We start from the raw sequence: 26,250 nt of genomic DNA, 5'->3' as shown, positions 1-26,250 counted from the left end.
ACGTGTCTCGCTACAAACACAGGAGTTCCCCATGCGCGCCGTCGCCTATCAGAATCCACTGCCGATCTCAGCCGAAAGCGCATTGATCGACGTCGACCTGCCGATGCCGGAAGCCAGCGGGCGGGATCTGCTCGTCGAGATCAAGGCCGTTTCCGTGAACCCCGTCGATACCAAGGTCCGTGCCGGCGTCATACCCGATGCCGGGCAATACAAGGTTCTCGGATGGGATGCGGCCGGCATCGTCAAGGCGACGGGTGCTGAGGTCACGATGTTCAAGCCGGGAGACGAGGTCTACTACGCCGGCGCCATCGATCGCGGTGGCTCGAATGCAGAATTCCATCTGGTGGACGAACGCATCGTCGCGCTGAAACCAAAAAGTCTCGACTTCGCCGCCGCTGCGGCCCTGCCGCTCACCTCCATCACGGCTTATGAGACACTGTTCGACCGCCTTAAGGTGCAGGACACGGTTCCAGGTGCTTCGCGGACGATCCTGATCATCGGCGGTGCCGGCGGCGTCGGCTCGATTGCAATACAGCTGGCGCGCATGCTGACGGACCTGACCGTCATTGCCACCGCATCGCGTCAGGAAACGCAAAGCTGGGTCCGGGAACTCGGCGCTCACCATGTCATCGACCATTCCAAGCCGTTGGCGCCACAGATCAAGGCACTAGGCCTTGGAGCACCGGCTTTCGTGTTCTCGACGACCAATACCGGAAAGCACCTTGCTGACATCGCCGAAGCGATCGCTCCGCAGGGTCGCTTTGCGCTGATCGATGACCCCAAGACGCTCGATATCATGGCTTTCAAGCGCAAGTCGATCTCGGTGCACTGGGAGCTGATGTTCACGCGCTCGCTGTTCCAGACCGCCGACATGATCGAGCAGCACAACCTTCTGACCGAGGTGGCAGGGCTCGTGGACACCGGCAAGGTGCGCACGACATTGACCGAAACGCTCGGCACCATCAACGCCGCCAACCTCAAGAAGGCACATGCGATGCTGGAAAGTGGCGCGACGAAGGGCAAGATCGTCCTGGCAGGATTCTAAATTTTTCAGGGCTTTCTTGCGAATGATGAAGACAGTGAGGCCGGGTGAACCACCCGGCCTCACTGCCGTAAATTGCAGTTATGATATCGCATCTCAACCCGCCGATGCAGTTTTTTGCAATCGTGAAAAAAGCGATGCGGCAACGGCTGCAAGCCCCTATCGCGCTTGACTTTTCGGGCATTTGGCGCGATTTCTCGCGGCATGGAGGTCAGTGACATCCATGCCGATCAACCGGAGTCATCTCACGATGCCTAGCGACAGTAGCAGTCGATTGCCTATGCCGTCAGCGGCCTTCGTGCAGTAACCGACTCCTGTCGGCTCGCCACGATCCGCCGCTGCGGCGGATCGACAGAAAGGCGAGCTCATGAACCTTAACAGCTTACCCGTTCGGGCCGGCCACGCCGCGCTTAACCTCCTTCACGAAACGCGCGGCATCACCACAGCAGAGCGCGTCGAACGGCTCAATGCCCTCGACGTGAGAGAGGCAGCCGCGACACTGGCCACATTGTCGCTGCAGAAGGCGGTGCATGTCCTCAACCAACCGGAGCTGCACAACGCGGCCGATATCGTAACCGCGATGCCGCCTGAGTATGCGGCAAAGTTGCTGAACGCCACCGCCAACGACCGCGTTGCCGACATTATCCTCGAAATGGACGAAGATGTCCGCGGCGACCTCGTTGCGCGGCTGGACATTGCGACGCAACAGGCGATCAAGGCTCTCATGGGCTATCCGCCACGCACGGCGGGCGCCATCATGACGACGGAGTATGTGAGCGTACCGGACGACTGGACAGTCGGCCAGGCGCTGCAGCACGTGCGCCAGGTGGAGCGCTCTCGCGAGACTGTCTACGCCATCTACGTGCTCGACAGCCTGACGCATGCGTTGACCCATGTCGTCACGCTGCGCCGGCTGATCAATGGTGAGAACGACGCGTCGATCCTCACGGTTGCCCAGATGGGCGAACCGGTTACGGCGTATCCGCTGATGAGACAGGAGGATGTCGCGCGCCTGATCCGCAAGCACAACCTGCTGGCGCTACCGATCGTCAACGATGAACAGAAGATGCTGGGGATCGTCACCGTCGATGACGTCATCGACACGATGATTGCCGACACAACGGAGGACGCCCAGAAATTCGGCGGCATGGAAGCGCTCGGCAAGCCTTACATGCAGATCAGCTTCACCGGCATGATCCGCAAGCGCGCCGGCTGGCTGGCGGCGCTGTTCCTCGGCGAAATGCTGACGGCAAGCGCCATGCAGCATTTCGAGGGCGAACTGGAAAAGGCGGTCGTGCTGACGCTGTTCATACCGCTGATCATGAGCTCCGGCGGCAATTCCGGATCGCAGGCGACGTCGCTGATCATCCGCGCGCTGGCGCTCGGCGAACTGAAGCTTTCGGACTGGTGGAGAGTGCTTGTGCGCGAATTGCCGACCGGCGTGACACTTGGCGCAATCCTCGGGCTTGTCGGCTTCATCCGTATCGTTGCCTGGCAGCAGCTGGGGTTGTTCGACTATGGACCGCACTGGCAGCTGGTGGGGCTGACGGTGTTCGGAGCGCTGATCGGTATCGTCACCTTTGGCTCGATTTGCGGCTCGATGTTGCCGTTCATCCTGCAGAAGATGCGGCTCGATCCCGCCAGCGCCTCGGCGCCGTTCGTGGCGACGCTGGTCGATGTCACCGGCCTGGTGATCTATTTCACCGTGGCCCTGGCGATCCTCAGCGGCACCTTGCTCTGATGCCTCTCAGGCGGGCGGGCGGCAGTCGCCCGCCAACCATCGGCGCATCGCGCTCGACGTGCAAACCGTCAGGTAAAACGCAGGATCATGGCCACACGCCGGTCTGCACCCATGCCGACGGAGACTTCGTTGTGCAGCGCCTTGCGCAGTTCAGGGACAAGGTCGCTGTCGACGATTTCCGAAAATCCCAGCCGGGCATAAAAAGGCGCGTTGAAGGACACAAAACGATCCGTCGTCAGCGTCACGCCGCGCAGGCGACTGGCGCGGGCGGTTTCGATGGCAGTTGCCATCAGACGCCGGCCGACGCCCTTGCGTTGCCAGGCACGTGCAACGTCTATCTCCCGGATATAAAGCATTTCGTCGCTTTGCGTACCAGCGAGAAAGGCTATCGGCTGGTTCTCTTTGTCTGCGGCAACGAACAGCAGATCGTCATCCAGCGATTGCCGCAGCAGGCTCTCCGGCAAGGCATGGGCCTCGCGGCTTCCACCGCGCGCATCGGCGAGCGTCGCGAAGGCATCGAGTTCGATCTCCGTCAGCCGTGGCAACTCCTCAAGCCGGGCCAGCCGGATGATGAAGCTGTCGGCTGGATCTCCCGTCATCCCGGCGCTCCTCACATGTTCGGATAGACAGGCCCCTCACCACCCTGCGGCGGCACCCAGTTGATGTTCTGGTTTGGGTCCTTGATGTCGCAAGTCTTGCAGTGGACGCAGTTCTGGGCGTTGATGACGTAGGTTTCGGCTCCGTCCTTCTCCACCCATTCATAGACACCGGCGGGACAGTAGCGCGTCGAGGGGCCGGCGTAGATGTCGTGTTCGGAGGATTTCTGCAGCGCCATGTCTTTGACCTGCAGGTGGACCGGTTCGTTTTCCTCGTGATTGGTGTTCGACAGGAAAACGGACGACAGGCGGTCGAAGGTCAGTACGCCGTCCGGACGCGGATAGTCGATCTTCTTATGCTTTGCCGCAGGTTCCAGCGAGGCGGCATCGGTCTTGCCGTGGCTGACTGTTCCGAAAAATGAGAAGCCGAACAGCGAGTTGGTCCACATGTCGAGGCCGCCGAGCGCGACGCCGAGCACCGTGCCGAACTTCGACCATAGCGGCTTGACGTTGCGCACCCGCTTCAGATCCTTGCCGATGTCGCTGCTGCGCCATTCGTTTTCGATCTCGACAACTTCGTCGTTGGCGCGACCGGCGGCAATCGCAGCGGCAATATTGTCGGCCGCCATCATTCCGGACAGCACCGCATTGTGGCTGCCCTTGATGCGCGGAACGTTGACGAAACCGGCCGAGCAGCCGATCAGCGCGCCGCCCGGAAAGGTCAGCTTCGGCACCGACTGCCAGCCGCCTTCTGTGATGGCGCGGGCGCCGTAGGAAAGACGCTTGCCGCCTTCGAACGTGCCGCGGATCGCGGGATGGGTCTTGAAACGCTGGAACTCCTCGAAGGGATAGAGATAGGGGTTCTTGTAGTTGAGGTGGACGACAAAACCGACGGCCACCGTGTTGTCTTCGAGATGGTAAAGGAAAGAGCCGCCGCCAGTCTTCATGTCGAGCGGCCAGCCGAAGGAATGCTGCACCAGCCCCTGCTTGTGGTTCTCAGGCTTTACCTGCCACAGTTCCTTGATACCAATGCCGAACTTCTGCGGCTGGCGATCCTTGGACAGGTCGAACTTGGCGATCAGTTGCTTCGCCAGCGAACCGCGGACGCCCTCGCCGATCAGCACGTATTTGCCGAGCAACTCCATGCCGCGGGTGAAATTCGGGCCGGGCTCGCCATTCTTCTCGACGCCCATGTCGCCGGTGGCAACGCCGATAACGGCGCCGGCGCCATTATAGAGTACCTCTGTCGCAGCAAAGCCGGGGTAGATCTCGACCCCGAGCCGCTCTGCCTTCTCGGCCAGCCATCGACAGACGAGGCCGAGGGAGACAATGTAGTTGCCGTGATTGCTCATCAGCGGCGGCATCAGGAAATTCGGCAGGCGGACAGAGCCGGCAGGGCCAAGCAGCATGAAATGGTCGGCCTTGACTTCCGTCTTGAAGGGATGCCCCTCCTCTTCACGCCAGCCCGGAAGCAAGCGATCGATGCCGACAGGATCGACTACAGCTCCGGACAGGATATGCGCGCCAACCTCGGCGCCTTTTTCCAGCACGACGACGGTGAGGTCCGGATTGACCTGCTTCAGACGGATAGCGGCCGACAGGCCGGCCGGACCGGCGCCGACGATGACGACGTCGAATTCCATGCTTTCGCGTTCCGGCAGTTCCATTGCATCGGTCATAGCGTCGTCTCCACTTGGCCGTGCGCGCGGCCCTGTCCCCGTTTTGTCTTATCTCTTGTCAAAACGGAATAAGATTGTCGAGCCGGGATGCGACGCCGGCTCCCTCAATTCGCACAATCGACCGTGAGCCGAGTTTTCATGCCGTGGGCAAAGGACAGACGGAAAAGACAGCGCATTTTTCTTCTACGCCGCCAGCGGCCGCTCTATATGAAGAGCATTGGCACAGGCCATCGAGAATGAAGGACGACCAAAATGGATCTCGGCATCAAGGGAAAACGCGCACTCATCCTGGCGTCCTCAAAGGGACTGGGACACGGTATTGCCGTGGCGCTGGCGCGCGAAGGCGCTGACGTGCTCCTCTGCGGTCGCAGCGGCGAAAGGCTGGCAGCGAACTGCGCAGCCATCAATGCCGAGGGAAACGGCAAGGCCTTCTGGCTGCAAGCCGATCTCGCCGATCCCGACTTCGTCAAAACACTCACCGAGGGAGTTGCGTCAAAGGTTGGCGGCCTCGATATCCTCGTCAACAACAGCGGCGGCCCTACTCCCGGCACCACCGAAGAGATGACCGCTGAAAATCTCGAGAGCTACTTTATCACCATGGTGGCGCGCGTCATCACCCTCACCAACGCGCTGCTGCCAGCCATGAAGGCGCAGGGCTGGGGCCGCATCCTGACCGTTGCGTCCTCCGGGGTCATCGAGCCGCTGGCTAATCTGGCTCTTTCCAACACGATGCGTCCGGCGCTTGCCGGGTGGAGCAAGACGCTGGCAAGCGAAGTTGCAAGCTACGGAGTGACCTCGAACATGCTGCTGCCGGGCAGCATCGCAACCGACCGGCTCGACGACCTCGACGGCGCGGCAGCAAAGCGTACGGGCCGCCCGATGGAAGACATCCGTGCCGAGAAGCAGGCACGCATCCCGGTCGGACGCTATGGGAGGGTCGACGAATTCGCGGCGACGGCGGCGTTCCTCTGCAGCGAGCCGGCAAGCTACATCACCGGCTCGATGATCCGTTGCGACGGCGGCGCTGCGCGCTCCGTCTGATCGCGGATGCCGAACCCGACATCGATCGCCGGGTTCGGACTGCTCTCCATCTTGTCCACGAGTGAGGCAAGTTAGGACCGGTGCGGCGACAACGCACCTGCTGCAATCAGCGGAGGCATGTGAAAGCAATGAGAAATCTTGGGATGTAATTCCGGAGCGATTCAACGCCTTTTGGCATGCCGGGCGACCCGAAGCTTTCCAAGTGTTAATTTTTCCCCGGAAATAACTGTGATAGATTGCCCGCTAATGGTTCGCCAGCCAAGATAAACTGAACGTATTCTAATGGCGCGGTAACGGAAATGTGAAGTGTTACTCTGGCGCTGTCATCTCTGCGTTGGTTTCATTGCACATCTGTAGGCCGCTTACTTACGAAGTCGTTCCTTACCGGTAGCACATATGAAGAAATTCTGGATCACGCTGTGTCTCGTCATTGTCGCAGGTGCGGCGCTTTGGACTTACCGGGAACGTCTTCCTTATGTTTCTGCCCTGCTTGGAAAGGGCTCCACGTCGCCCGCAAGCACCAGCACGGCCGAGAATGGCAATCGTAAGAAGTCAGGCGCGCCGGTCGTCGTCAAAACCGTTGCTGCGGTCGAGACGACCCTGCCTATGGATGTGACGGCCACGGGATGGGTGGTGCCGGTCGATTCGACGACCATAGCCGCGCAGGAAAGCGGCGTGATCACGCAGATCATTGCGCAGGATGGGGCAACGGTTAAGGCCGGTGACCTGATCGCCAAACTCGATCCGCGCACTGCGCAGGCCACCGTCGACAAGGACAAGGCGGTGTATGCGAAGGACCAGGCAACGCTGGCCCAGACAGAATCAGCGCTGACCCGCGCGCTGAACCTTTTGAGCAGCAAGGCGGGCACCCAGGCAACGGCGGACGAGGCGCAGGAGGCGCGCGACGCAGCTGTGGCGACTGCTGCGGCCGACAAGGCGCAGCTTGCGTCGGACGAGGTGCTGCTGGAGCACACTGATATCCGTGCGCCTTATGACGGACGTCTCGGCGACATCTCCCTCAGCCTCGGCGCCTATGTGAGCCCCGGCACCGCCATCGTCACGATCACCAAGTACGATCCTGCTTTTGTCAAATTCAACCTGCAGGAAACCAGTCTGCGCCAGTTGCAGGAGGCGCTCGCTGCTGGTCCGGTTCCCGTCAGCACCGTTCCGCGCTCCGCCAAGGGCAAGCCTCGCCAGGGAGAAGTCAGCTTCTTCGACAACACGGTTGATTCCGCCTCGGGCACAATCATCGTCAAGGCGAAATTCGACAATGCCAATGGCGCACTGTGGCCCGGAAGATCGGAAAACGTCTCCGTCCACTTCTCTGACAAGGAGCCGCTGATCGTGGTGCCGACGGTCGCTGTGGCGCCAGGCCCGGACGGCTTTATTGCGTTCGTGGTCGGCAAGGACAGCAAGGTTCACGTCACGCCGGTAACTGTCGCGCGCGCCAACGGCGACCGCACAGCCGTCGCCAAGGGCCTCGCCGTCGGCGATCACGTCATCATCGAGGGCCAGTCGCAAGTGACGGACGGCCAGACAATCAAGGAAGAGTTCAGCGACGGTGCGGCACAAAAGGTTGCATCCGCCGCTGACGGCAAGACCGAAAACTTTGCGGTCGGAGCCCAGCCATGATCCCGCTTTTTTGTATTCAGCGTCCGGTCGCAACTACCCTTATCGCGATCGGCGTGGTTCTGGCCGGCCTTGCCGGGTACCAGCTGATACCGGTCGCAGCCCTGCCGCAGGTCGATTTCCCGACTATCAACGTTTCCGCCCAGCTGACCGGCGCCTCGCCGCAGACCATGGCGACATCGGTGGCGACGCCGCTGATCAAGCAGTTCGAGACAATTCCGGGCATCAGCGAAATCAGCTCGACCAATTCGCTCGGCAACACCAGCATCGTCCTGCAGTTCGATCTCAACCGCAGCATCGACGCTGCGGCCGCAGACGTTCAGGCGGCGATTTCCACGGCAACGCGGCAGCTGCCGAACAATTTGACGACGCCGCCGAGCTATCGCAAGACCAACCCGGCAGACGCACCTGTCATGCTGATCGCCGTGCAGAGCGACACCCTGCCGCGCAGCAAGCTCGACGATATCGCCGAGAACATCATTTCCCCATCGCTGTCGACATTGCCGGGCGTCGCTGAAGTGACGGTCAACGGTGCTCAGACTTATGCCGTGCGGATCGGCGTCGACCCCGACAAGCTGCTTGCCCGGGGCATCGGCATCGACACCGTCAACTCTGCGGTCGTCAACGCCAACAGCCAGGTGCCCGTCGGCACATTGCAGAACTCCGCCCAGAGCATGACCATCAATGCGGATACGCAGCGCACCAACGCCGCGCAATTCCGCACCCTGGTCATCGCCAATCCCAACGGTGCGCCTATTCATTTGAGCGATGTTGCCAACGTTCAGGACAGCGTCGAAAACCAGAATATCGGCAGCTGGTATGACGGCAGCCGGGCCATCATCCTGTCGATCCAGCGCCAACCCGACGCCAATACCGTCGATGTCGTCGACGAGATCAACAAGACGCTGCCGAAGCTGCATGCCGAGATGCCGGCATCGGTGAAGACGGTTGTCATGAACGATTCGGCGGCACCGATCCGGGAAGCGATCGGCGACGTCAAGTTTACGCTGGCACTGACAATCGGGCTCGTGGTCCTCGTCATCTACCTGTTCACCGGCCACGTGATGGCAACGATCATCCCCGGGCTGGCGGTTCCGCTGTCGCTGGTTGCAACATTCGGCATGATGTATGTGCTCGGCTACAGCGTCGACAACATCTCACTGCTCGGGTTGACGATAGCGGTCGGGCTTGTGGTCGACGACGCCATCGTCATGCTGGAAAATATCCTCAGACATGTCGAGAACGGCATGCCGGTGCGCCAAGCGGCCATCCAGGGCTCGGCGGAAGTCAGCTACACCATCATCTCGATGTCGATCTCGCTGATCGCGGTGTTCATACCCATCCTGCTGATGGGCGGCGTCGTCGGGCGTATTTTCAACGAATTCGGCATGGTGGTGGCAATCGCCATCGTCTCGTCGGCAATCGTCTCGCTGACCGTGACGCCCATGCTAGGTTCGCGCCTGTCGAGCGGCCACAGTCATCCGCCGTATCCCGTTCGCCTTTTCAACCGGGGCTTCAACTGGACTGAGCGTAACTACGACAAGGGTGTCGCCTGGTGCCTGCGCAACCGCGCCATGGTGCTCGGCAGCTTCCTTGCCTCCGTGGGGCTGTCGATCTACCTGTTCATGACCCTGCCGGCGAGCTTCTTCCCGACCGAAGACATTGGCCGCCTGCAGATTTCGACTCGCACCCGGCAGGACATTTCCTATGATGCCATGCGTGATCTCCAGAGCCAGGCTGCGGCACTAATCGAAAAGAACCCAGCTGTCGAACATGTCATGTCGATCGTTGGTGCCAGTGCCCGCCAGACTCTGAACAACGGCACGATGTATGCCCAGCTTAAGGACAAGAAGGATCGTCCGCCGCTCGACCAGACGCTCCGGGAAATGCGGGCCGCCGTGGCGACCATCCCGGGCATCCAGGTGTTCATCAATCCGCAGCAGAGCCTGCGTTTCGGCGGACGACAGACGGCCAGCCAGTATCAGCTGGTGGTCCAGGCCCTAAGCGCCGACCTGACCAACACCTGGGCCAACAAGCTGCTCGTGGAGATGAAGAAGGATCCGCGCTTCACCGACGTGACGACCGATGCGCAGAACAACGCGCTGCAGGCCAATATCGTCATCGACACGGAGAAGGCTGCTGCCTACGGCATCAACAATGCCTCGTTGCGCACGACGCTGCAGGAAGCGTTCAGCGACTATGCCGCCGCACAGATCCAATCCACCGGCGACAGCTATGACGTCATCATCGAATACGATGCCAACCAGCCCTGGGACGACCAGAAGCTTTCGCGCATCCGCGTCTCGTCTTCCTCCGGCGCGCAGGTCCCGCTATCCAATTTTGCCCATATCGAGCGCAATACCGGACCTGTGACGATCAACCAGACGGGACAGCTGGTTTCGACGACGGTGTCGTTCAACCTGCCGGCCGGGGAGGCGCTGGGCGATGCGACGGCGTTTATCGACCAGATCAAGAAGCAGATCAACATGCCGGCTGACGTCTTCACGTCCTATGGCGGCACCGCCCAGATCTTCCAGCAATCGCAGGGCAGCACGCCCTATCTGATCCTGGCCGCCGTGCTCACCATCTATGTGGTACTCGGCGTGCTCTATGAGAGCTTCATCCATCCCCTGACAATTCTCTCCGGCTTGCCGGCAGCAGCTCTCGGGGCCTTGCTGGCGCTAAAAGTGTTTGGCTTCGACCTGTCGATCATCGCGCTGATCGGGCTATTGATGCTGATCGGGATCGTCAAGAAAAACGCGATCATGATGATCGACGTGGCGCTCGAGACGTTGCGATCGTCGGACAAGGTGTCGCCCGCCGAGGCTATTCATGAGGCGTGCGTCCGGCGTTTCCGGCCGATCATGATGACGACATTCTGCGCCCTGCTCGGTGCCCTGCCGATTGCCATCGGTGGCGGCGCGAGTTCGGAACTCCGCCAGCCACTTGGCGTCGCAGTCGTCGGCGGCCTCGTCGTGTCGCAGATCCTGACGTTGTTCATCACGCCCGTCATCTTCCTGGAGATGAACCGGCTCGACAATTTCGTCAGGCGCCTCGGCCGCAGGAAAGAGCAGCCGCAGCAGGAGAACCCTCCAACCGCGATTGCGGCGGAATGACCTCTGGCCTGTCCGGAGAGATTTCAGGGCCTTCACCATCTTGCGCAGCCTGATGGCCTATGCGATGACGCGCCCTCTTCGATCAGAGGGCGTTTCGCTTTGACGCGGGACATCGCCCCATCCAGACATTTTCGGCAGACAGGAGTGCGAGCATGGCTCAGGCGCTAGGTTTCGACTTTGGCACGACGAACAGCGTGATGGCGCTGGCGGACGGAGCAACCACCCGCTCGGTCTCGTTCACCAGCACTGCCGGCTCCGCAGACAGCATGCGCACCGCCCTGTCGTTCATGAAGGATCGCCATCTCGGCGCTGCAGCGCTGAAGGTCGAGGCGGGCAACGCTGCGATCCGCCAGTTCATCGACAATCCCGGCGATTGCCGTTTTCTCCAGTCCATCAAGACCTTTGCAGCCAGCGCGCTGTTCCAGGGAACGCTGGTGCACGCCAAGCGGCATAGTTTCGAAGACCTGATGGAAATTTTCATGCGTCGCCTGAAGGCCTATGCCGGCGACGACTGGCCATCGGATATCGGCCGTATCGTCACGGGAAGGCCTGTGCATTTCGCCGGCGCCAACCCGGATCCAGCGCTGGCGACAGCGCGTTACAACGAAGCGCTGACGCGGCTGGGTTTCCCGGAAATCCATTATGTATACGAGCCTGTCGCGGCCGCTTTCTACTTCGCGCAGAACCTCAAGAGCGACGCCACGGTGCTGGTGGCCGACTTCGGCGGCGGCACGACCGATTATTCGCTGATACGGTTCGAGACTGCGGCTGGCCGGCTGACCGCAACGCCGATAGGCAATTCCGGCGTCGGCGTCGCCGGCGACCATTTCGACTTCCGCATTATCGACAATGTCGTCTCGCCACTGATCGGCAAGGGAAGCTACTTCAAGAGCTTCGACAAGCTGCTCGAGGTGCCCTCCTCCTATTACGCCAATTTCGGCCGCTGGAACCAGCTGTCGATCTTCAAGACGTCGCGCGAATTTCCGGAGTTGCAAAAACTGGTCCGCACGGCCATCGAGCCTGACAAGCTCGAAACCTTCATCGAGCTCATCGAGCATGACGAGGGATATCCGCTCTACCAGGCGGTTTCCGCCACCAAGATGGCATTGTCATCCGCGGAAGAGGCGGAGTTCAATTTTCCGCCTCTCGGCGCTGCCGGCAAGACATCGATCCGGCGCAGCGATTTCGATGGCTGGATAGCGCCGGAACTGGCGCGGATCGAGGCGGCCCTGGACGAGGTGCTGGAAAAGACCAACACACCGGCTTCCAGCATCGACAAGGTGTTCCTGACAGGCGGGACGTCGTTCGTGCCCGCCGTGCGCCGGCTGTTCACCGAGCGCTTCGACGTGAGCCGGATCGAGACCGGTGGCGAATTGCTGTCGATCGCGCACGGTCTGGCGCTGATCGGCGAGCGCGACGATATCGCCCAGTGGACGTCCTGAGCCGGGGATGGCGGGGGCTTTGGCCCTTCCCTTGCCCGACCGGCTTCGGTAGAGTTCAGCCATGATCTCCGTTCAAGACCTCTCCTCGGCCGAACTTGCCGCGCTTTTGCATTTCCATGCCGACGCGGGCATCAGTTGGATGCTGGAAGAGAATCCGGTGGACCGCTTTGCTGAATTCGAGGCGCTGAAAGCGGCGAGACAGGCGGGGCGTCCGGCGCCGGCACCCTCGCCTACGCCGGCAAGCCAGATCGCCAGCGCTGCCGAACGTCGGCCTTCGGCAAAGGCGGTTGCGACTGCGCCGCCCGCTGCAGCGCGCGCGCCGGCCATTCCAGACGAACAGGCTATCGACCAGGCGCGCTTTGCTGCTGAAAGCGCTCGGTCGCTGCCGGAACTGAAAGCCGCCCTGGAAGCCTTCAACGGCTGCAATCTGAAGAACAGCGCGCGCTCGACACTGTTTGCGAGCGGCAACCCGGAGAGCGGAATCATGGTCATCGGCCCGATGCCGGGCGCCGACGATGACCGCGAGGGCGCTGTGTTCGCCGGACGGTCCGGCCTTCTTCTCGACCGGATGCTGGCGTCGATCGGCCTTGATCGTGATGGCATACTACTCACCAATGTCATTCCGTGGCGGCCGCCGGGCAACCGTGCGCCATCCATTCCGGAAACGGATATCTGCCGCCCCTTCATCGAGCGGCAAATCGCTTTGGCAGAGCCGAAAGTCCTGCTGTTGCTCGGAAATTTCACTGCGCGCTTCTTCTTCGGCGGTAACGAGACCATTCATGCCCTCCGCGGACACTGGCGCGAAATCGGCGCCGGAGCCGGCTCCGTCCCGGCGATTGCGACGCTGCATCCCCAGGACCTGCTGACCGCGCCGATCAACAAGCGATTGGCGTGGCAGGATCTTCTGGCTTTTCGCCGCCGGATCGATGCAGTCTGATAAGCGACTATTTTTTTGGCACTATAATGAAATTATGAATTTAGCCATGTGATTTACGCATGACTGCCATGGCGGCAACATGCGTTGTAGAATCGATGCTGCATTGCGATATTAATTGGGCGTCTTGGGAGGAACCACGATCAGGATCCAAGGCAATGACCATTCGTTCGCGTCCTATACATTGCGGGTTTGAAACCCTCCGTCAGGTAAATGCTTCTTTGCGCGGGCCGCACGGCTATCGCCGCCTCGAGGCGACAAACGAGCAGATAACGGCTCGTGGCACCGGCACATCTTCCCGCCTTGTCCGCCCGACCACGATGTTCGCGGAATTTCGCGCCTCCTGAAAAGCGTGCAGGCGCCGCATAGCTGAAGTGCTCGGTGAACGTGGCGATGCGAGCGTCTTGAAAGAGCAAGCCGGGCAACAGCCTCAGCGCCACGAGAACCTCAGCCGCCAATTCACATTCAAACGGAAATACGATTTCGCTTGCGGTGACGCGCTTTATGCGCCGCGACGTGTCGCGATTGATTGCGCGCCGATGGTGGGATAGAGGACAATACATTCTCTGCCATCCACCCCTGCCAAGAGCGGAACAGTGCCATGCTGGCAAGCCTGATCTCTATCGCCAGCCTGATGCTGTCGACCCTCCTGATGATGGTCGGGCTCGGGTTGATGAACTACGTCGTGCCGATCCGTTCGGTTGCGGAGGGTTGGTCGACATTCACGATCTCTTTCATCGCAACCGGCTATACGCTCGGATTTACCATCTCCTGCATCATCACTCCGCTGTTTGTGAAGCGGGTTGGCCATGTACGCGTGTTCGGCGCCCTGATCTCGCTGCTCGGCGTCGGCATCCTGCTCTGCGCGCTGCTGGTGGACTGGCGGGCCTGGGTGGCGTTCCGCTTCATCAGCGGCTTTGCCATCGCCGGCAGCTACCTGATCATCGAAAGCTGGCTGAACGAGCGCGTCACCAATGCCAACCGGGCAACGATCTTCTCGGTGTATATGATCACCTGCCTGGTAGGGTCGATCGGCGGGCAATATCTCGTCCCGCTCGGCGATCCCAAATCGACGTCTCTGTTCATCCTTTGCGGCATCATCTTCGCGCTGGCCATGCTACCAACGGCGCTGTCGACGGCCGCCTCTCCGACACCGATAGCCCAGGCCAAATTCAACCTTCCCAAGCTCTATCAACTATCTCCCGTTGCCTTTGTCGGCTCGCTGCTATCGGGCGCCCTGTCCGGCACCTGGAATAGTCTTGGCGGCGTCTACACCCAGATCGTCGGCATGAATACGGCGCAGGGGGCGACACTCCTCGCCTGCGTGCTGGCAGGTGGGGCGATCTCGCAAATGCCGATAGGCAGGGTATCCGACTTGATCGACCGTCGCATGGTGATGATCGTTTGCGGCATCGTCGGCGTCGTCGCCTGTGCGGTCATGACCCTATTCGATGTCCGTTCCATCGTCTCGCTCTATATCGCCGCCTTCTTCGTCGGCACGGTGCTTTACCCGATTTACGCGATCAACGTCGCGCATGCCAATGACCGCGCGGCCCCGGACGAATATGTGACGATCTCCAGCGGCATCATGATCCTCTACGGCCTCGGCACCGTCGTCGGTCCGCTGGCTGCTGGTGCAATGATGCAGGTCTTCGGCACGTCGGGACTGCTCTGGTTTCTGGCGCTGGTTTTTGCGTTCTATGCTGGTTACGCGGGCTGGCGCACTGCGCGGCGAAAAGTTGGTGAGGGGCGCATCGACAAAACTGATTTCAAGGCCATGCCGATCCCGGTGCGCGGGACGGAGACATCCGTCCGTACTGCTTCGCCAGACGACCGCCTTGCCTGATCGCCGGTAAATTCTTCTGTTATCAAAGAATTTCGGACAGCAATTGCAAATTGCGGTCGAAGAAATACATGGCTTTAGCTTTGGTTCAGATTTTAATGTAATCATATTGAATAAAGCTGTTTCAAATCGACGCTCGCGCCCGCTCGGCCACCGTCCCTAACGTCTACCTAGGAACCCCCATGCGCACTGATATCGGCCAGATCGTCCATTTGGCGGACTACCGTCCCACAGATTTTGTCCTGGAGCGCGTAGACCTCACCTTCGAACTCGATCCGACCGCAACCAAGGTGGAAGCCAGGCTGATCTTTCACCGCCGCGAAGGAGTCGATGCAACAGCGCCTCTGATCCTCGACGGCGACGAATTGAGCCTTTCCGGCCTGCTGCTTGACCAGGAAGAAGTTCCGGCGTCGCAGTATTCGGTCACCGACAAAAGCCTGACTGTGCGCGATCTGCCTGCGACGCTGCCTTTCGAACTGACGATCACCACGATCATCAACCCGGAAGCCAATACCCAGTTGATGGGCCTTTACCGCACCGGCGGCATCTATTGCACGCAGTGCGAGGCCGAGGGTTTTCGCCGCATCACCTATTTTCCCGACCGCCCCGACGTGCTGGCGCCCTACACCGTCAACATCATCGGCGACAAGGCCGCCAATCCGCTGCTGCTGTCGAACGGTAACTTCCTCGGCGGTGCCGGGTATGGCGAAGGCAAGCACTTTGCCGCGTGGTTCGATCCGCATCCAAAGCCGAGCTATCTCTTTGCGCTGGTCGCCGGCGATCTCGGCGTCATCGAAGACACGTTCGTCACCATGTCCGAGCGCGAAGTGACGCTGAAGATCTATGTCGAGCACGGCAAGGAGCCGCGTGCTGCCTACGCTATGGATGCCCTGAAGCGCTCGATGAAGTGGGACGAAGAGGTTTTCGGCCGCGAATACGATCTCGACATCTTCATGATCGTCGCCGTCTCCGACTTCAACATGGGGGCAATGGAGAACAAGGGGCTCAACGTCTTCAACGACAAGTATGTTTTGGCCGATCCGGAAACGGCGACCGACGCCGACTATGCCAACATCGAAGCGATCATTGCCCACGAGTATTTCCACAACTGGACTGGCAACCGCATCACCTGCCGCGACTGGTTCCAGCTCTGCCTGAAGGAAGGCCTGACGGTTTTCCGCGACCACGAGTTTTCAGCCGACCAGCGCTCGCGCCCGGTCAAGCGTATCGCCGAGGTCCGGCATCTGAAATCCGAACAGTTTCCGGAAGACGGCGGACCGCTGGCGCATCCCGTCCGCCCGACGAAATATCGCGAGATCAACAATTTTTACACGACGACGGTCTACGAGAAGGGCAGCGAAGTCACGCGCATGATCGCGACGCTGCTCGGCAGCGATCTGTTCAAGAAAGGCATGGATCTCTATTTTGAGCGTCATGACGGCGACGCCGCGACGGTCGAGGATTTCGTTGCCTGCTTTGCAGAGGTCAGCGGCCGCGACCTGACGCAGTTCTCGTTGTGGTATCATCAGGCCGGTACGCCGCTGGTCACCGCCTCCTGCGCCTACGATGCTTTCGCCAGGACCTTCACGCTGTCGCTCGAGCAGATCGTGCCGGCAACGCCCGGCCAGTCTGCCAAGGAGCCGATGCATATTCCGCTGCGGCTTGGCCTGCTTTCCGAAGACGGTCAGCCAATGACACCGGCGAAAGTCGAGGGTGCGGAGTTCACGACGGACGTGCTGCATCTGGTCGAACGCGCCCAGACTGTCGTCTTCCACGACATCCCGTCACGTCCCGTGCTCTCCCTGAACCGCAGTTTCTCGGCGCCGATCAATCTGCACTTCGACCAGAGCGCCACCGATCTTGCACTCATTGCGCGCTTCGAGTCCGATCATTTTGCGCGCTGGCAGGCACTCACCGATCTGGCGCTGCCGATCCTGCTGCGGGCCGTCCAGGACACCCGAAATCGTGCGCCCGTCGTCTGCGACCAGACGCTGATCGACGCCCTTTTGACGGCTGCCGCAGACGAAACACTGGAGCCGGCCTTCCGCGCTCAGGTGCTGAACCTGCCGAGCGAGGCCGACCTCGCCCGCGAGCTTGGTGCCAACAACGACCCGGACGCGATCCACGCCGGCCGCCAGGCGATCCTTTCGCAGATCGCCGACGCCGGAAGGGATATCTTTGCGGCGCTCCACGAGGGCATGGCAACACCGGGCGACTTTAGCCCCGATGCCGCCAGCGCCGGCCGACGCGCGCTCCGCAACGCCGCGCTCGGCTTTTTGTCGCTGTCCGACAACACTCCCGCGCGCGCCAAGGCCGCCTTCGACGCTGCCAACAACATGACCGATCTGAGCCACGCGCTGACAATCCTGGCGCATCGCTTCCCGGAAACGGCGGAAGCCAACGAGGCACTGGCGACCTTCAAGAGCCGATTCGAAGACAATGCGCTGGTCGTCGACAAGTGGCTTGCGATCCAAGCTTCGATGCCCGGCGCCGCAACATTGCAGCGCGTCCAGGCGTTGATGCAGGATCCGCTGTTCACGCGCGCCAATCCCAACCGGGTGCGGGCGCTGGTCGGAACCCTCGCTTTCAACAATCCGACGGGCTTCAACCGCGCCGATGGCGGAGGCTACCGCTTCCTAGCCGAAGAAATCCTCACCATCGACCCGCGCAACCCGCAGCTTGCCGCCCGTATCCTGACGTCGATGCGCTCTTGGCGATCGCTGGAACCTGTGCGCGCCGATCATGCGCGCGCGGCGCTGATGCAGATCGAGCGGGCGGGCGAGCTTTCGACCGACGTGCGCGACATCGTCGACCGCATTTTGAAGGAGTGATTTGCGGCGACGCAACAGGTGATTTGCGCGACAAGTACGACAAAGACTGGGCATTGTGTCCGACCGGCGCAATCTCGACGTCTAAAAAACCTGCAATAGCAAATAGTTAAGAAAGTTTTATCACGCCCTCTGGACAAGCCGAATCGCGAATGATTCATTGGCGCAGGTTCGGGCGAGCGGCGCCGCGAATCACACGAGGTTCAGGGCGAGATATGGTGGACGTGCGGCGGGCGACTGCGGCCGAGGGGCGGCTGCGTGTCAATTTTGACGATCTTAAATCTTGGCATGACGGTCTTATCGACCGCGCAGGGGTAAGCGTCGGCAACGTTTCACGCAATTTTTCCAAGGCAGAAAACATCCTCAAGCGGGCAATCCCGATCTTGATTCTCGCCTTTCTCTCCGTGGTGGCTGCCTCGCATATCGTCGCGATGGTGATGGAGCACGGCCGCATGGAAACAGCGGCTCGTCATTCCACGGTTCTCTCCGCCTCTGTCGCATCCGCCGCTTTTGCCCATGACGTGACATTATTCGATGTCGGCGACAGGGATGCGGCCGAAGCGCGGCTTCGCACCTTCCTGCCGCAGGACAGGCTCGACAGCGGCGACTTCGTGCTGCTTGTGCAGGCAAGCGGCCGCGTCTTTGCCTCTTCCATCGACGGGGTCCGCTACGTCGGTCTGACGATCTCGGACTTCTTTCCTGAAGTCTCGACCATTCGCCGGTTCGGGGACGGCGGGGGCGTGATCGAAACCACCATCGGCGGCCTGCCCTACTACGCCTCGATCGCCCTTATCGGCGATAAGGGCGGGTTCATCGTGTCGGCCGTGTCCCTGGAACAGATCGGCCGCCTGTGGCGCGACGAGCTCACCCTGAACGTGACGCTATTTGCCGGGATTTCATCGATCCTGCTGGTCATCCTCTACGCCTATTACATGCAGGTCCGGCGAGCCCGGGATGCAGACGAGACATTTCTGGAATCCAACCTGCGCGTCGAGACTGCCTTGTCGCGCGGACGGTGTGGCCTTTGGGATTTCGATTTTGCCAACCGCGAATTCTTCTGGTCGCGCTCGATGTACGACATGCTCGGCCTGCCCGCCTCGGACAAGACGCTGTCTTTCGGCGACGCGGCCCGCCTGATGCATCCGAACGACAACAGCCTGTATGAGCTGGCACGCGCCGTCGCCAAGGGCAAGGCCAGCCAGATCGACCAGATCCTGCGTATTCGCCATGCCGGCGGTCACTATGTTTGGATGCGGGTCCGTGCCCAGGTTATCCGCACCAATTCCGGCCAGGAGCACATGATCGGCATCGCCATGGATGTCACCGAACAGCACCGGCTGGCGCAGCGCTACGCCGAAGCCGACCAGCGGCTGGCGGATGCTATCGAATGTACGTCGGAAGCCTTCGTACTCTGGGACAAAAACGACCGCCTGGTCATGTGCAACGCCCACTATCAGCAGGCCTACGGGCTTCCAGACAGCGTCCTGATGCCCGGTACCGAGCGTTCGGCCGTGGCTGCAGCCGCAGCCCGTCCCGTGATCGAGCGGCGGATAGCCGATGCGGACCGCTCTGGCTACTCGGTTACCACCGAAGTGCAACTTGCCGACGAGCGCTGGCTGCAGATCAACGAGCGCCGGACGCGCGATGGCGGCACCGTTTCCGTCGGCACGGACATCACGCTGCTGAAACGCCACCAGGAGCGCCTGCGCGAATCAGAGCGACGCAACAATGCGACCATCGACGACCTCTCCGCCTCGCGGCAAACTCTCGAGCGCCAGAAAGCGGAACTCTCGATTGCCAACACAAATTACCTGGCCGAAAAAGACCGCGCCGAGGCGGCCAACAAGGCCAAATCCGAATTCCTCGCCAACATGTCGCATGAGCTGCGCACACCGCTCAACGCCATTCTCGGTTTTTCGGAAATCCTGCAGAACCAGATGTTCGGTCCGCTCGGATCGGAAAAATACGACGAGTATGCGCGCGATATCCACGACAGCGGCAAGCATCTGCTCAACGTCATCAACGATATTCTCGACATGTCGAAGATCGAGGCCGGTCACGTCAAGCTGTCCTGCGAGACAATCGACCTGGTGCCGTTGATCGAGGAATGCCTGCGCTTTACCTCGGTGCCGGCTGCTTCGAAGAATATCCAGGTAGAGCAGCGCTTCTTGACAGGCAGAACGCTGACGGCCGACCGTCGAGCCATGAAGCAGATCCTGCTCAACCTGCTTTCCAATGCCGTCAAGTTCACCAACAATGGCGGGCGGATCGCCGTGCGCCTGCGCGATGTCAGCGAAGGTGTCATGCTGACGATCGCTGACACCGGTATCGGCATCCCGAAATCCGCACTCGGCAAGATCGGCCAGCCCTTCGAGCAGGTGCAGAACCAATACGCCAAGAGCAAAGGTGGCTCCGGTCTTGGACTTGCCATCTCCCGCTCACTGGCAACGCTGCATCAGGGCACCATGAACATCCGTTCTCGCGAAGGCGTCGGCACCGTCATCTCCGTCTATATTCCAGACCAGCCAACCTCGACGGGTGCCTTACCGCGCGAGGACCGCATGAAATATGCGGCGCGTCGCGTCGCCTAGGCGGCGGAGTTCAGCCTCCAGTGTCACCACATCCGGGCAATCGCCGGCGTGGGCCACGAGATCGATCAACCCTGCCGGCGCTTGTGCGGGATCGAAGACACCATCGATGCAAAGGCGGATCAGCTGCGACAGCTCGGTATAGAGCGCCAGCGCCTGCCGGCACGTGGCGAGATCCTGTTCGGGGATGAGACCGGGGCCGAAGCGCGCAAGCGCCTCTGCGGTAGTGAAGCCCCGGTCTTCCGCCGTAACGGCGAGCGGCGACACCAGCCGCGCATACTGGCTGAGGAACTCGATGTCGATCTGGCCGCCCGGCATGTGCTTGAGATCCCACACTCCGGCGGGCGGCTTCTCGTTATCGACGAGTGCCCGCATGTCCGCCACGTCAGTGGCGATCTTTGCTGTATGGGCAGGCGCGGCGAGAATGCCGGCGATGATCCGTTCGGCATGCGAGACCAGTGTCGGGTCGCCGCAAACCAGCCGGGCCCGGGTAAGCGCCATATGCTCCCAGGTCCAGGCTTCCTCGCGCTGATATTTCTCGAAAGCATTGATGCGGGTTGCAACCGGCCCCTTGTTGCCCGAGGGCCGCAGCCGCATGTCGACCTGATAGAGAATGCCCTCGGCCGTCGGCGCAGACAGGGCGGCGATCAGGCGCTGGGTGATGCGGGTGAAATAGCGGGTGGCGTCGAGCGGCTTCTGACCATCCGAGCTGGTTGCGCCATCGTCGTAGTCATAGAGCAAAATAATATCGACATCGGACCCGGCTGTGAGTTCGAAGCTGCCCAGCTTCCCCATGCCGACGACGGCGATGCGACCGCCGGGGAAATTGCCATGCGCCAGGCCTACTTCGCTCTGAACCGCATCCAGCGCCGACGCGATGACGAGATCGGCCAGATGGCTGAATGCCCGTCCCGCCATCTCCCCAGATATCGCACCGGTGAGCAGCCCGATGCCGATCAGGAAGCGCTGCTCTGCGGCAAAGATGCGGAGTCGGTCGAGCGTGTCTTCGTAGTGCCGGGCGGGCTGCAGGAAGCTTTCGAGGCGCGAGGAGAGGTTGTTACGCGTCGGCAGCTCGGTCATGATGCCCGGATCCAGCATGCCATCGAAGACATGTGGACGCGCGGCGATGATATCGGCCAGCCGTGGCGCCGCCGACATGATGGTAACGAGAAGGCCGAGCAGCACGGGATTGTTGCCGAGCAGGGAAAAGAGCTGGATGCCGGCCGGCAGTCCGGCGAGAAACTGATCGAAGCGCAGCAGCGCCTCGTCGGCCCGCGTACTTTCCCCGAAGGCGCGCAGCAATTGCGGCATCAGTTCCGTGAGACGCTCCCGCGCCTCGACCGATTGGGTCGCGCGATAGCGGCCGTAATGCCAGGTGCGGATGATGCGGGAGATATCGGCCGGCCGGTCGAAGCCGAGACGCTGCAGGGTCTGGAGTGTCTCGGGATCATCAGCCTGGCCGGTGAAGACGAGATTGCCGGCCTCGCCGGATAATCCCTTCTCGTACTCGAAAAGTTGGGAATAGCGCTTTTCGACTGTCTTCAGCACGGACACAAGCCGCTCCGAAAAGCGCGGCAGGTCCGCAAAGCCCATCATCAGCGCGATGCGCCTCAGTTCGGGGTCTGTCTCGGGCAGCAGGTGGGTCTGCTCGTCACGCACCATCTGGATGCGGTGCTCGACATCGCGGAGGAACCAGTAGCCCTCGCTCAGCTCGTCGCGCGTTTCGGCATCGATCCAGCCTGCCCTGGTCAGTTCGGCAAGCGTTGCCTCCGTTGCCCGGCTGCGCAGCGACGGCATGCGTCCGCCGGCAATCAACTGCTGGGTCTGGGCGAAGAATTCGATCTCGCGGATGCCGCCCCGCCCGAGCTTAACGTTGTGGCCCTTTACCGCGATCGCGCCGTGACCCTTGTGGACATGAATCTGCCGCTTGATCGAATGGATATCGGCGATGGCGGCAAAATCCAGATATTTGCGGAAGACGAAGGGCACGAGATCGCGGATGAAGGCTGCCCCCGCCTCGCGGTCGCCGGCTACCGGGCGGGCCTTGATGAAGGCGGCGCGCTCCCAGTTCTGCCCCCTGCCCTCGTAATAGATCATCGCCGCATCGACAGGCATGGCAAGGGCGGTGGCGCCGGGATCGGGTCTCAGGCGCAGGTCCGTGCGAAACACATATCCGTCGGCCGTGCGCTCCTGCAGGATGCGGACGAGGCGCCGCATCAGTCGCGGGAAAATTTCTATGGCGTCGTCCGGATCGGCAACGATGCCCGCCGCCTCGTCGAAGAAGATCACCAGATCGACGTCGGAGGAGTAGTTCAGCTCCTCTGCGCCGAGCTTGCCCATTCCGAGAACGATCAGGCCGGAGCCCTGGCTGGGCGCCGTGACGTTCACCAGCGTCAGCTTGCCGGCCTCGTGGGCCGACAGCAACAGGAAGTCGATTGCTGCGGAAATGGAGGCCTCGGCAAGTCTGCTCAGCAGGCGGGCCGACGTCTTTGCATCGAACAGCCGGCCTAGGTCGGCGAGCGCTATAAGAAATGCCGTCTTGCGCTTGATACGCCGCAGCCGGGCCATCAGCTCGGTTTCGGAAGCGACGACGCCGTCGACGGGCCGCCACGCCTCCCGGGCATCAGTAACCAACCGGTCGATCTGCGACAGCAAAGGCAGATCGATGGCGGATGCGAGCAGAGGCGGGTCGAGCTCGGCGGTATCGCGGAGGTAGGGTGAAAGCGTGAAAACCGCGACGATAAAATCCCGCAACGCCGTATCGCCGTCGAGCAACGCCGCTATTGTCGGCTCGGTCTTGCCAAGGGTCTTCAGTCTGGCCAGGGCAGATTTGGCTTCGGCCTGGCTCAACGGTCGCAGAAGGCCAGGAGCCACGGTATCCAGTCGATCTGTCGATGGGGTCACACAGCACTCCGGCCTGTTCAAGCGGTCGTGGTCAAACGCCCCGGCCAACAGGCGCGACGCTGATTGCCAGCCAATCTAGGACGAAGTGCACTCCCCGCCAATAGCGTTGATCGCGACGATTCGCGACAAGGGCATGGCAATGATTTTCTCTTACACACGTTCCAGAGGGCGGTGCGGCAAGGGTGGCAGGTCGGCCTCGATCTGGTCGCCGGGCTGCACGCTCCCACCAGCAAGCACGATAGTCATGACCCCGGCCTTGCGGACGATGTTGCCGTCCTCTCCGGTATAGACGACATTCTTCAAAAGCCCGGTCCGGAAGTTTTCGATCTGGGCGCAGGGATTGCGCAGGCCGGTCACCTGAAGTCGGACGTCGGCTCCGATCTTCAGAATCGTATCGGTCGGGAGTTCCAGAAGCGAGATACCTTCGGTCAGGATGTTTTCGCCCAGATCTCCTGGCTTCAGCTCGAACCCCTTGCCTGCCAGTTCATCAAGCAGTTCACACTCGATGAGGTGGACTTGACGGAGATTGGGCTGGTTCGGATCGACAGCCACCCGCGAACGATGCTGCACTGTGACGCCCGCATGGGCATCGCCCTCAACGCCCAAATTCTCTACGATCTCGATGCGATCGACCACAGCCTTGGAGAACTGGTGCACCTGATCACGGGCGACGGAAATGACTGACGCCATGGCGTGAGCTCCTCTTTGAAGTTGCTCACAGCGGTAATATGGGTCGATGTCCGATTTGTGAAGGCCGCCCTATCCCTTGCCGGCGTTCGCAAACACCATCGTCGCGGTCAGGCCGCGGGCCTCGCTGCTGTCGGGGTCGGTATCGGAAAGCTGCAGCTTGCCGCCATGCAGTTCCATCACGGCTTCGACCAGCGACAGACCAAGGCCGGTGCCCGGCTTCGAGCGGCTTTCGTCTAGCCGGAAGAAGCGTTTCACCACGTCTTCGCGTCTTTCCACCGGCACACCTGCACCACGGTCAGCGACACAGAGCGTGACGCCATCCGCACCACGGCTGAGCTTGAGAATGACCTCCGGCTGACCATTACCGCCAGGCGCGTATTTCAGGGCGTTGTCGATGAGGTTGAACAGCGCCTGACCGATCAGTTCGCGGTTGCCCTGGATTTCCACGCCGGGCTCAATCTCGGCCGTGAGGACGAGCCCGGCATCTTCGGCGACCGGCTCGTAGAGTTCGGCGGTGTCGGCGACAATGGCGGAGAGATCGACCGTGGTCATTTCGGCCGCAACCGCACCGGCCTCAACACGGGAGATCATCAGCAGGGCGTTGAAGGTGCGGATCAGCTGGTCTGATTCAGCGATGATGCCTTCGAGCGCGCCGCGCCGACGCTCCTCGTTGTCGATGTCGAGCGCGTCGACCGCCTTGTTGCGCAGACGGGTCAACGGCGTCTTCAGGTCGTGGGCGATATTATCGGAAACCTGGCGCAGGCCTTCGTTGAGCTTCTCGATGCGCTCCAACATGGTGTTCAGCGAATCCGACATCCGATCGAACTCATCGCCGGAACCGCCGACCGGCAGGCGTTGCGACAGGTCGCCGGCCATTATCTTGCGGCTTGCATCGGTCATCCGGTCGATGCGGCGGAGCGCATTGCGGCCGATGCCGAACCAGATCACCAGTGCCCCGACACCCATGATTGCCAGTGCCAGCATCAGCGCCTGGCGTACGAGCAGACGAAATCGCTCGGGCTCGCCGAGATCGCGGCCGATCAGGATGCGCAGGCCGTTGTCGAGCGTGAAGATGTTGGCGATGGCGAGGTGGCGACGCTCGGCGCCGGTATCGGCATATCGCTCGTAGGTGAAGGGTACTTCGGTCCAGCCCTGGTCGTCGAAGGTGCCGGGCTGGACGGAGGCGACGTTGCCGGCAAGTATGACGCCCGTAGGGCTCGCAATGACGTAGAGATTGGCTCCCGGCTGGCGGGCGCGGCGCTCCATCGTGCGCAGCAGGAGGTTGAGGCCGCCGCCCTCATAGGCGTGCTTGACCTGATTGACTTCCTGGCTGACGGCATCGCGGATCTGCCCCGTCATCAGCCGCTCGGACATGGATGTCACGTAGAACACCAGCGTCGCAGCGCAGAGCGCGAAAAGCAGGATGTAGAGGGCGGACAGGCGGACGGCGGTCGACTTGAAGAGGACGCGGAAGCGACTCATCCCTCGTCCTTGATCATGTACCCTGCCCCGCGAATGGTCTTCAGCAGCGGCATGTTGAAATCCCGCTCGATCTTGGCACGCAGGCGCGAGACGTGGACATCGATGACGTTGGTCTGGGGATCGAAGTGGTAATCCCAGACATTTTCCAGCAGCATGGTGCGGGTCACCACCTGCCCGGCATTTTTCATCAGGTATTCCAGCAGGCGGAATTCGCGCGGCTGCAGGACGATCTCCTTGCCGGCCCGGCGGACCTCGTGGGACAGGCGATCGAGTTCGAGATCGCCGACGCGGTACAGCACATCCTGATCCGGCGTGCCCTTGCGACGGCCCAGAACTTCGACACGGGCGAGCAATTCACTAAAGGCATAGGGTTTCGGCAGGTAGTCATCACCACCGGCGCGAAGCCCGGTGACGCGGTCGTCGACCTGGCCGAGCGCTGAAAGGATCAGCACAGGCGTGTGGATCGCCTTGCGGCGCAGTTCGGCAATGACCGAAAGCCCGTCGCGTCGCGGCAGCATCCGGTCGATGACCATGACGTCGTAGGTGTTTTCAGAGCCCATGAAGAGGCCGCTCTCGCCATCGCTGGCGTGATCGGCAAGTATACCGGCCTCGCGGAACGCCTTAGTCAGGTAAGCGGCGGCCTCGAGATCGTCTTCGATGATCAAAATCTTCATGTGCGTGACATTACCCGCCGG

Annotated in this window: 16 protein-coding genes and 1 pseudogene; 11 read left to right on the top strand and 6 right to left on the bottom strand. The window is 61.4% G+C overall.

Translation table 11 applies throughout. The features are described from left to right. Window positions 1–31: 31 nt before the first annotated feature. Window positions 32–1,045 (top strand): zinc-binding alcohol dehydrogenase family protein, encoded by a 1,014-nt coding sequence (locus J5289_RS07885; protein ID WP_209206598.1) that lies wholly within the window; start codon window positions 32–34, stop codon window positions 1,043–1,045. Window positions 1,046–1,409: 364 nt separating this feature from the next. After that, window positions 1,410–2,783 carry a magnesium transporter gene (mgtE, locus tag J5289_RS07880; RefSeq protein ID WP_209187372.1) on the top strand — a complete coding sequence of 458 codons (1,374 nt, stop codon included), beginning with the start codon at window positions 1,410–1,412 and terminating at the stop codon, window positions 2,781–2,783. Between the two features lie 68 nt (window positions 2,784–2,851). Here the strand turns inward: mgtE and J5289_RS07875 are convergent, their stop codons facing one another. Continuing rightward, a complete protein-coding gene (locus tag J5289_RS07875; RefSeq protein WP_209183277.1) occupies window positions 2,852–3,382 on the bottom strand; it encodes a GNAT family N-acetyltransferase in 531 nt (176 codons plus the stop codon). 11 nt (window positions 3,383–3,393) lie between these two features. Continuing rightward, window positions 3,394–5,058, bottom strand: coding sequence for an electron transfer flavoprotein-ubiquinone oxidoreductase (locus J5289_RS07870; protein WP_209183276.1), 1,665 nt, complete (start codon window positions 5,056–5,058; stop codon window positions 3,394–3,396). A gap of 252 nt (window positions 5,059–5,310) precedes the next feature. Here J5289_RS07870 and J5289_RS07865 point away from each other — a divergent pair, with 252 nt between their 5' ends. From J5289_RS07865 to J5289_RS07830, 9 genes and pseudogenes are all read left to right on the top strand, one after another. After that, window positions 5,311–6,099, top strand: coding sequence for an SDR family oxidoreductase (locus tag J5289_RS07865; protein ID WP_209206599.1), 789 nt, complete (start codon window positions 5,311–5,313; stop codon window positions 6,097–6,099). Between the two features lie 396 nt (window positions 6,100–6,495). Beyond that, window positions 6,496–7,731, top strand: a complete 1,236-nt coding sequence (locus tag J5289_RS07860) for an efflux RND transporter periplasmic adaptor subunit (protein ID WP_209183274.1) — start codon at window positions 6,496–6,498, stop codon at window positions 7,729–7,731. Then, on the top strand, window positions 7,728–10,844 hold the full coding sequence (locus J5289_RS07855) for an efflux RND transporter permease subunit (RefSeq protein ID WP_209183273.1): 3,117 nt from the start codon (window positions 7,728–7,730) through the stop codon (window positions 10,842–10,844). The genes J5289_RS07860 and J5289_RS07855 overlap by 4 nt, the downstream gene beginning before the upstream one ends. A gap of 152 nt (window positions 10,845–10,996) precedes the next feature. Then, window positions 10,997–12,286: an Hsp70 family protein gene (locus tag J5289_RS07850; RefSeq protein ID WP_209183272.1), complete on the top strand. Its 1,290-nt coding sequence runs from the start codon at window positions 10,997–10,999 to the stop codon at window positions 12,284–12,286. A 61-nt stretch (window positions 12,287–12,347) separates the two neighbouring features. Beyond that, complete coding sequence (locus J5289_RS07845) at window positions 12,348–13,223, top strand: uracil-DNA glycosylase family protein (RefSeq protein WP_209183271.1); 876 nt, start codon at window positions 12,348–12,350, stop codon at window positions 13,221–13,223. Between the two features lie 155 nt (window positions 13,224–13,378). Further along, window positions 13,379–13,567, top strand: a complete 189-nt coding sequence (locus tag J5289_RS29185; protein ID WP_247749021.1) for a hypothetical protein — start codon at window positions 13,379–13,381, stop codon at window positions 13,565–13,567. A gap of 254 nt (window positions 13,568–13,821) precedes the next feature. Next, window positions 13,822–15,066: an MFS transporter gene (locus J5289_RS07840; protein WP_142829836.1), complete on the top strand. Its 1,245-nt coding sequence runs from the start codon at window positions 13,822–13,824 to the stop codon at window positions 15,064–15,066. Between the two features lie 179 nt (window positions 15,067–15,245). Then, a complete protein-coding gene (pepN, locus tag J5289_RS07835; protein WP_209183270.1) occupies window positions 15,246–17,894 on the top strand; it encodes an aminopeptidase N in 2,649 nt (882 codons plus the stop codon). Between the two features lie 212 nt (window positions 17,895–18,106). After that, a pseudogene (locus J5289_RS07830) lies at window positions 18,107–20,413 on the top strand (PAS domain-containing sensor histidine kinase); the annotation flags it as partial. A gap of 21 nt (window positions 20,414–20,434) precedes the next feature. Here the strand turns inward: J5289_RS07830 and J5289_RS07825 are convergent. The 4 genes from J5289_RS07825 to J5289_RS07810 all read right to left on the bottom strand — a co-directional run bounded on the left by J5289_RS07825 (window position 20,435) and on the right by J5289_RS07810 (window position 26,229). Then, entirely contained in the window at window positions 20,435–23,383 is a 2,949-nt protein-coding gene (locus tag J5289_RS07825) for a bifunctional [glutamine synthetase] adenylyltransferase/[glutamine synthetase]-adenylyl-L-tyrosine phosphorylase (RefSeq protein ID WP_209187370.1), read from the bottom strand. A 150-nt stretch (window positions 23,384–23,533) separates the two neighbouring features. Next, complete coding sequence (locus J5289_RS07820; RefSeq protein WP_209183267.1) at window positions 23,534–24,073, bottom strand: MOSC domain-containing protein; 540 nt, start codon at window positions 24,071–24,073, stop codon at window positions 23,534–23,536. A gap of 69 nt (window positions 24,074–24,142) precedes the next feature. Then, window positions 24,143–25,555: a HAMP domain-containing sensor histidine kinase gene (locus J5289_RS07815; protein ID WP_209183266.1), complete on the bottom strand. Its 1,413-nt coding sequence runs from the start codon at window positions 25,553–25,555 to the stop codon at window positions 24,143–24,145. After that, entirely contained in the window at window positions 25,552–26,229 is a 678-nt protein-coding gene (locus J5289_RS07810; protein ID WP_111220777.1) for a response regulator transcription factor, read from the bottom strand. Before J5289_RS07810 ends, J5289_RS07815 begins: the two co-directional genes overlap by 4 nt. Between the last annotated feature and the right edge of the window lie 21 nt (window positions 26,230–26,250).

The sequence above is a fragment of the Rhizobium sp. B230/85 genome (assembly GCF_019355735.1).
GTDB classification, from domain to species: domain Bacteria; phylum Pseudomonadota; class Alphaproteobacteria; order Rhizobiales; family Rhizobiaceae; genus Rhizobium; species Rhizobium rhododendri.
This window is presented reverse-complemented; position numbering and strand designations above follow the sequence as displayed.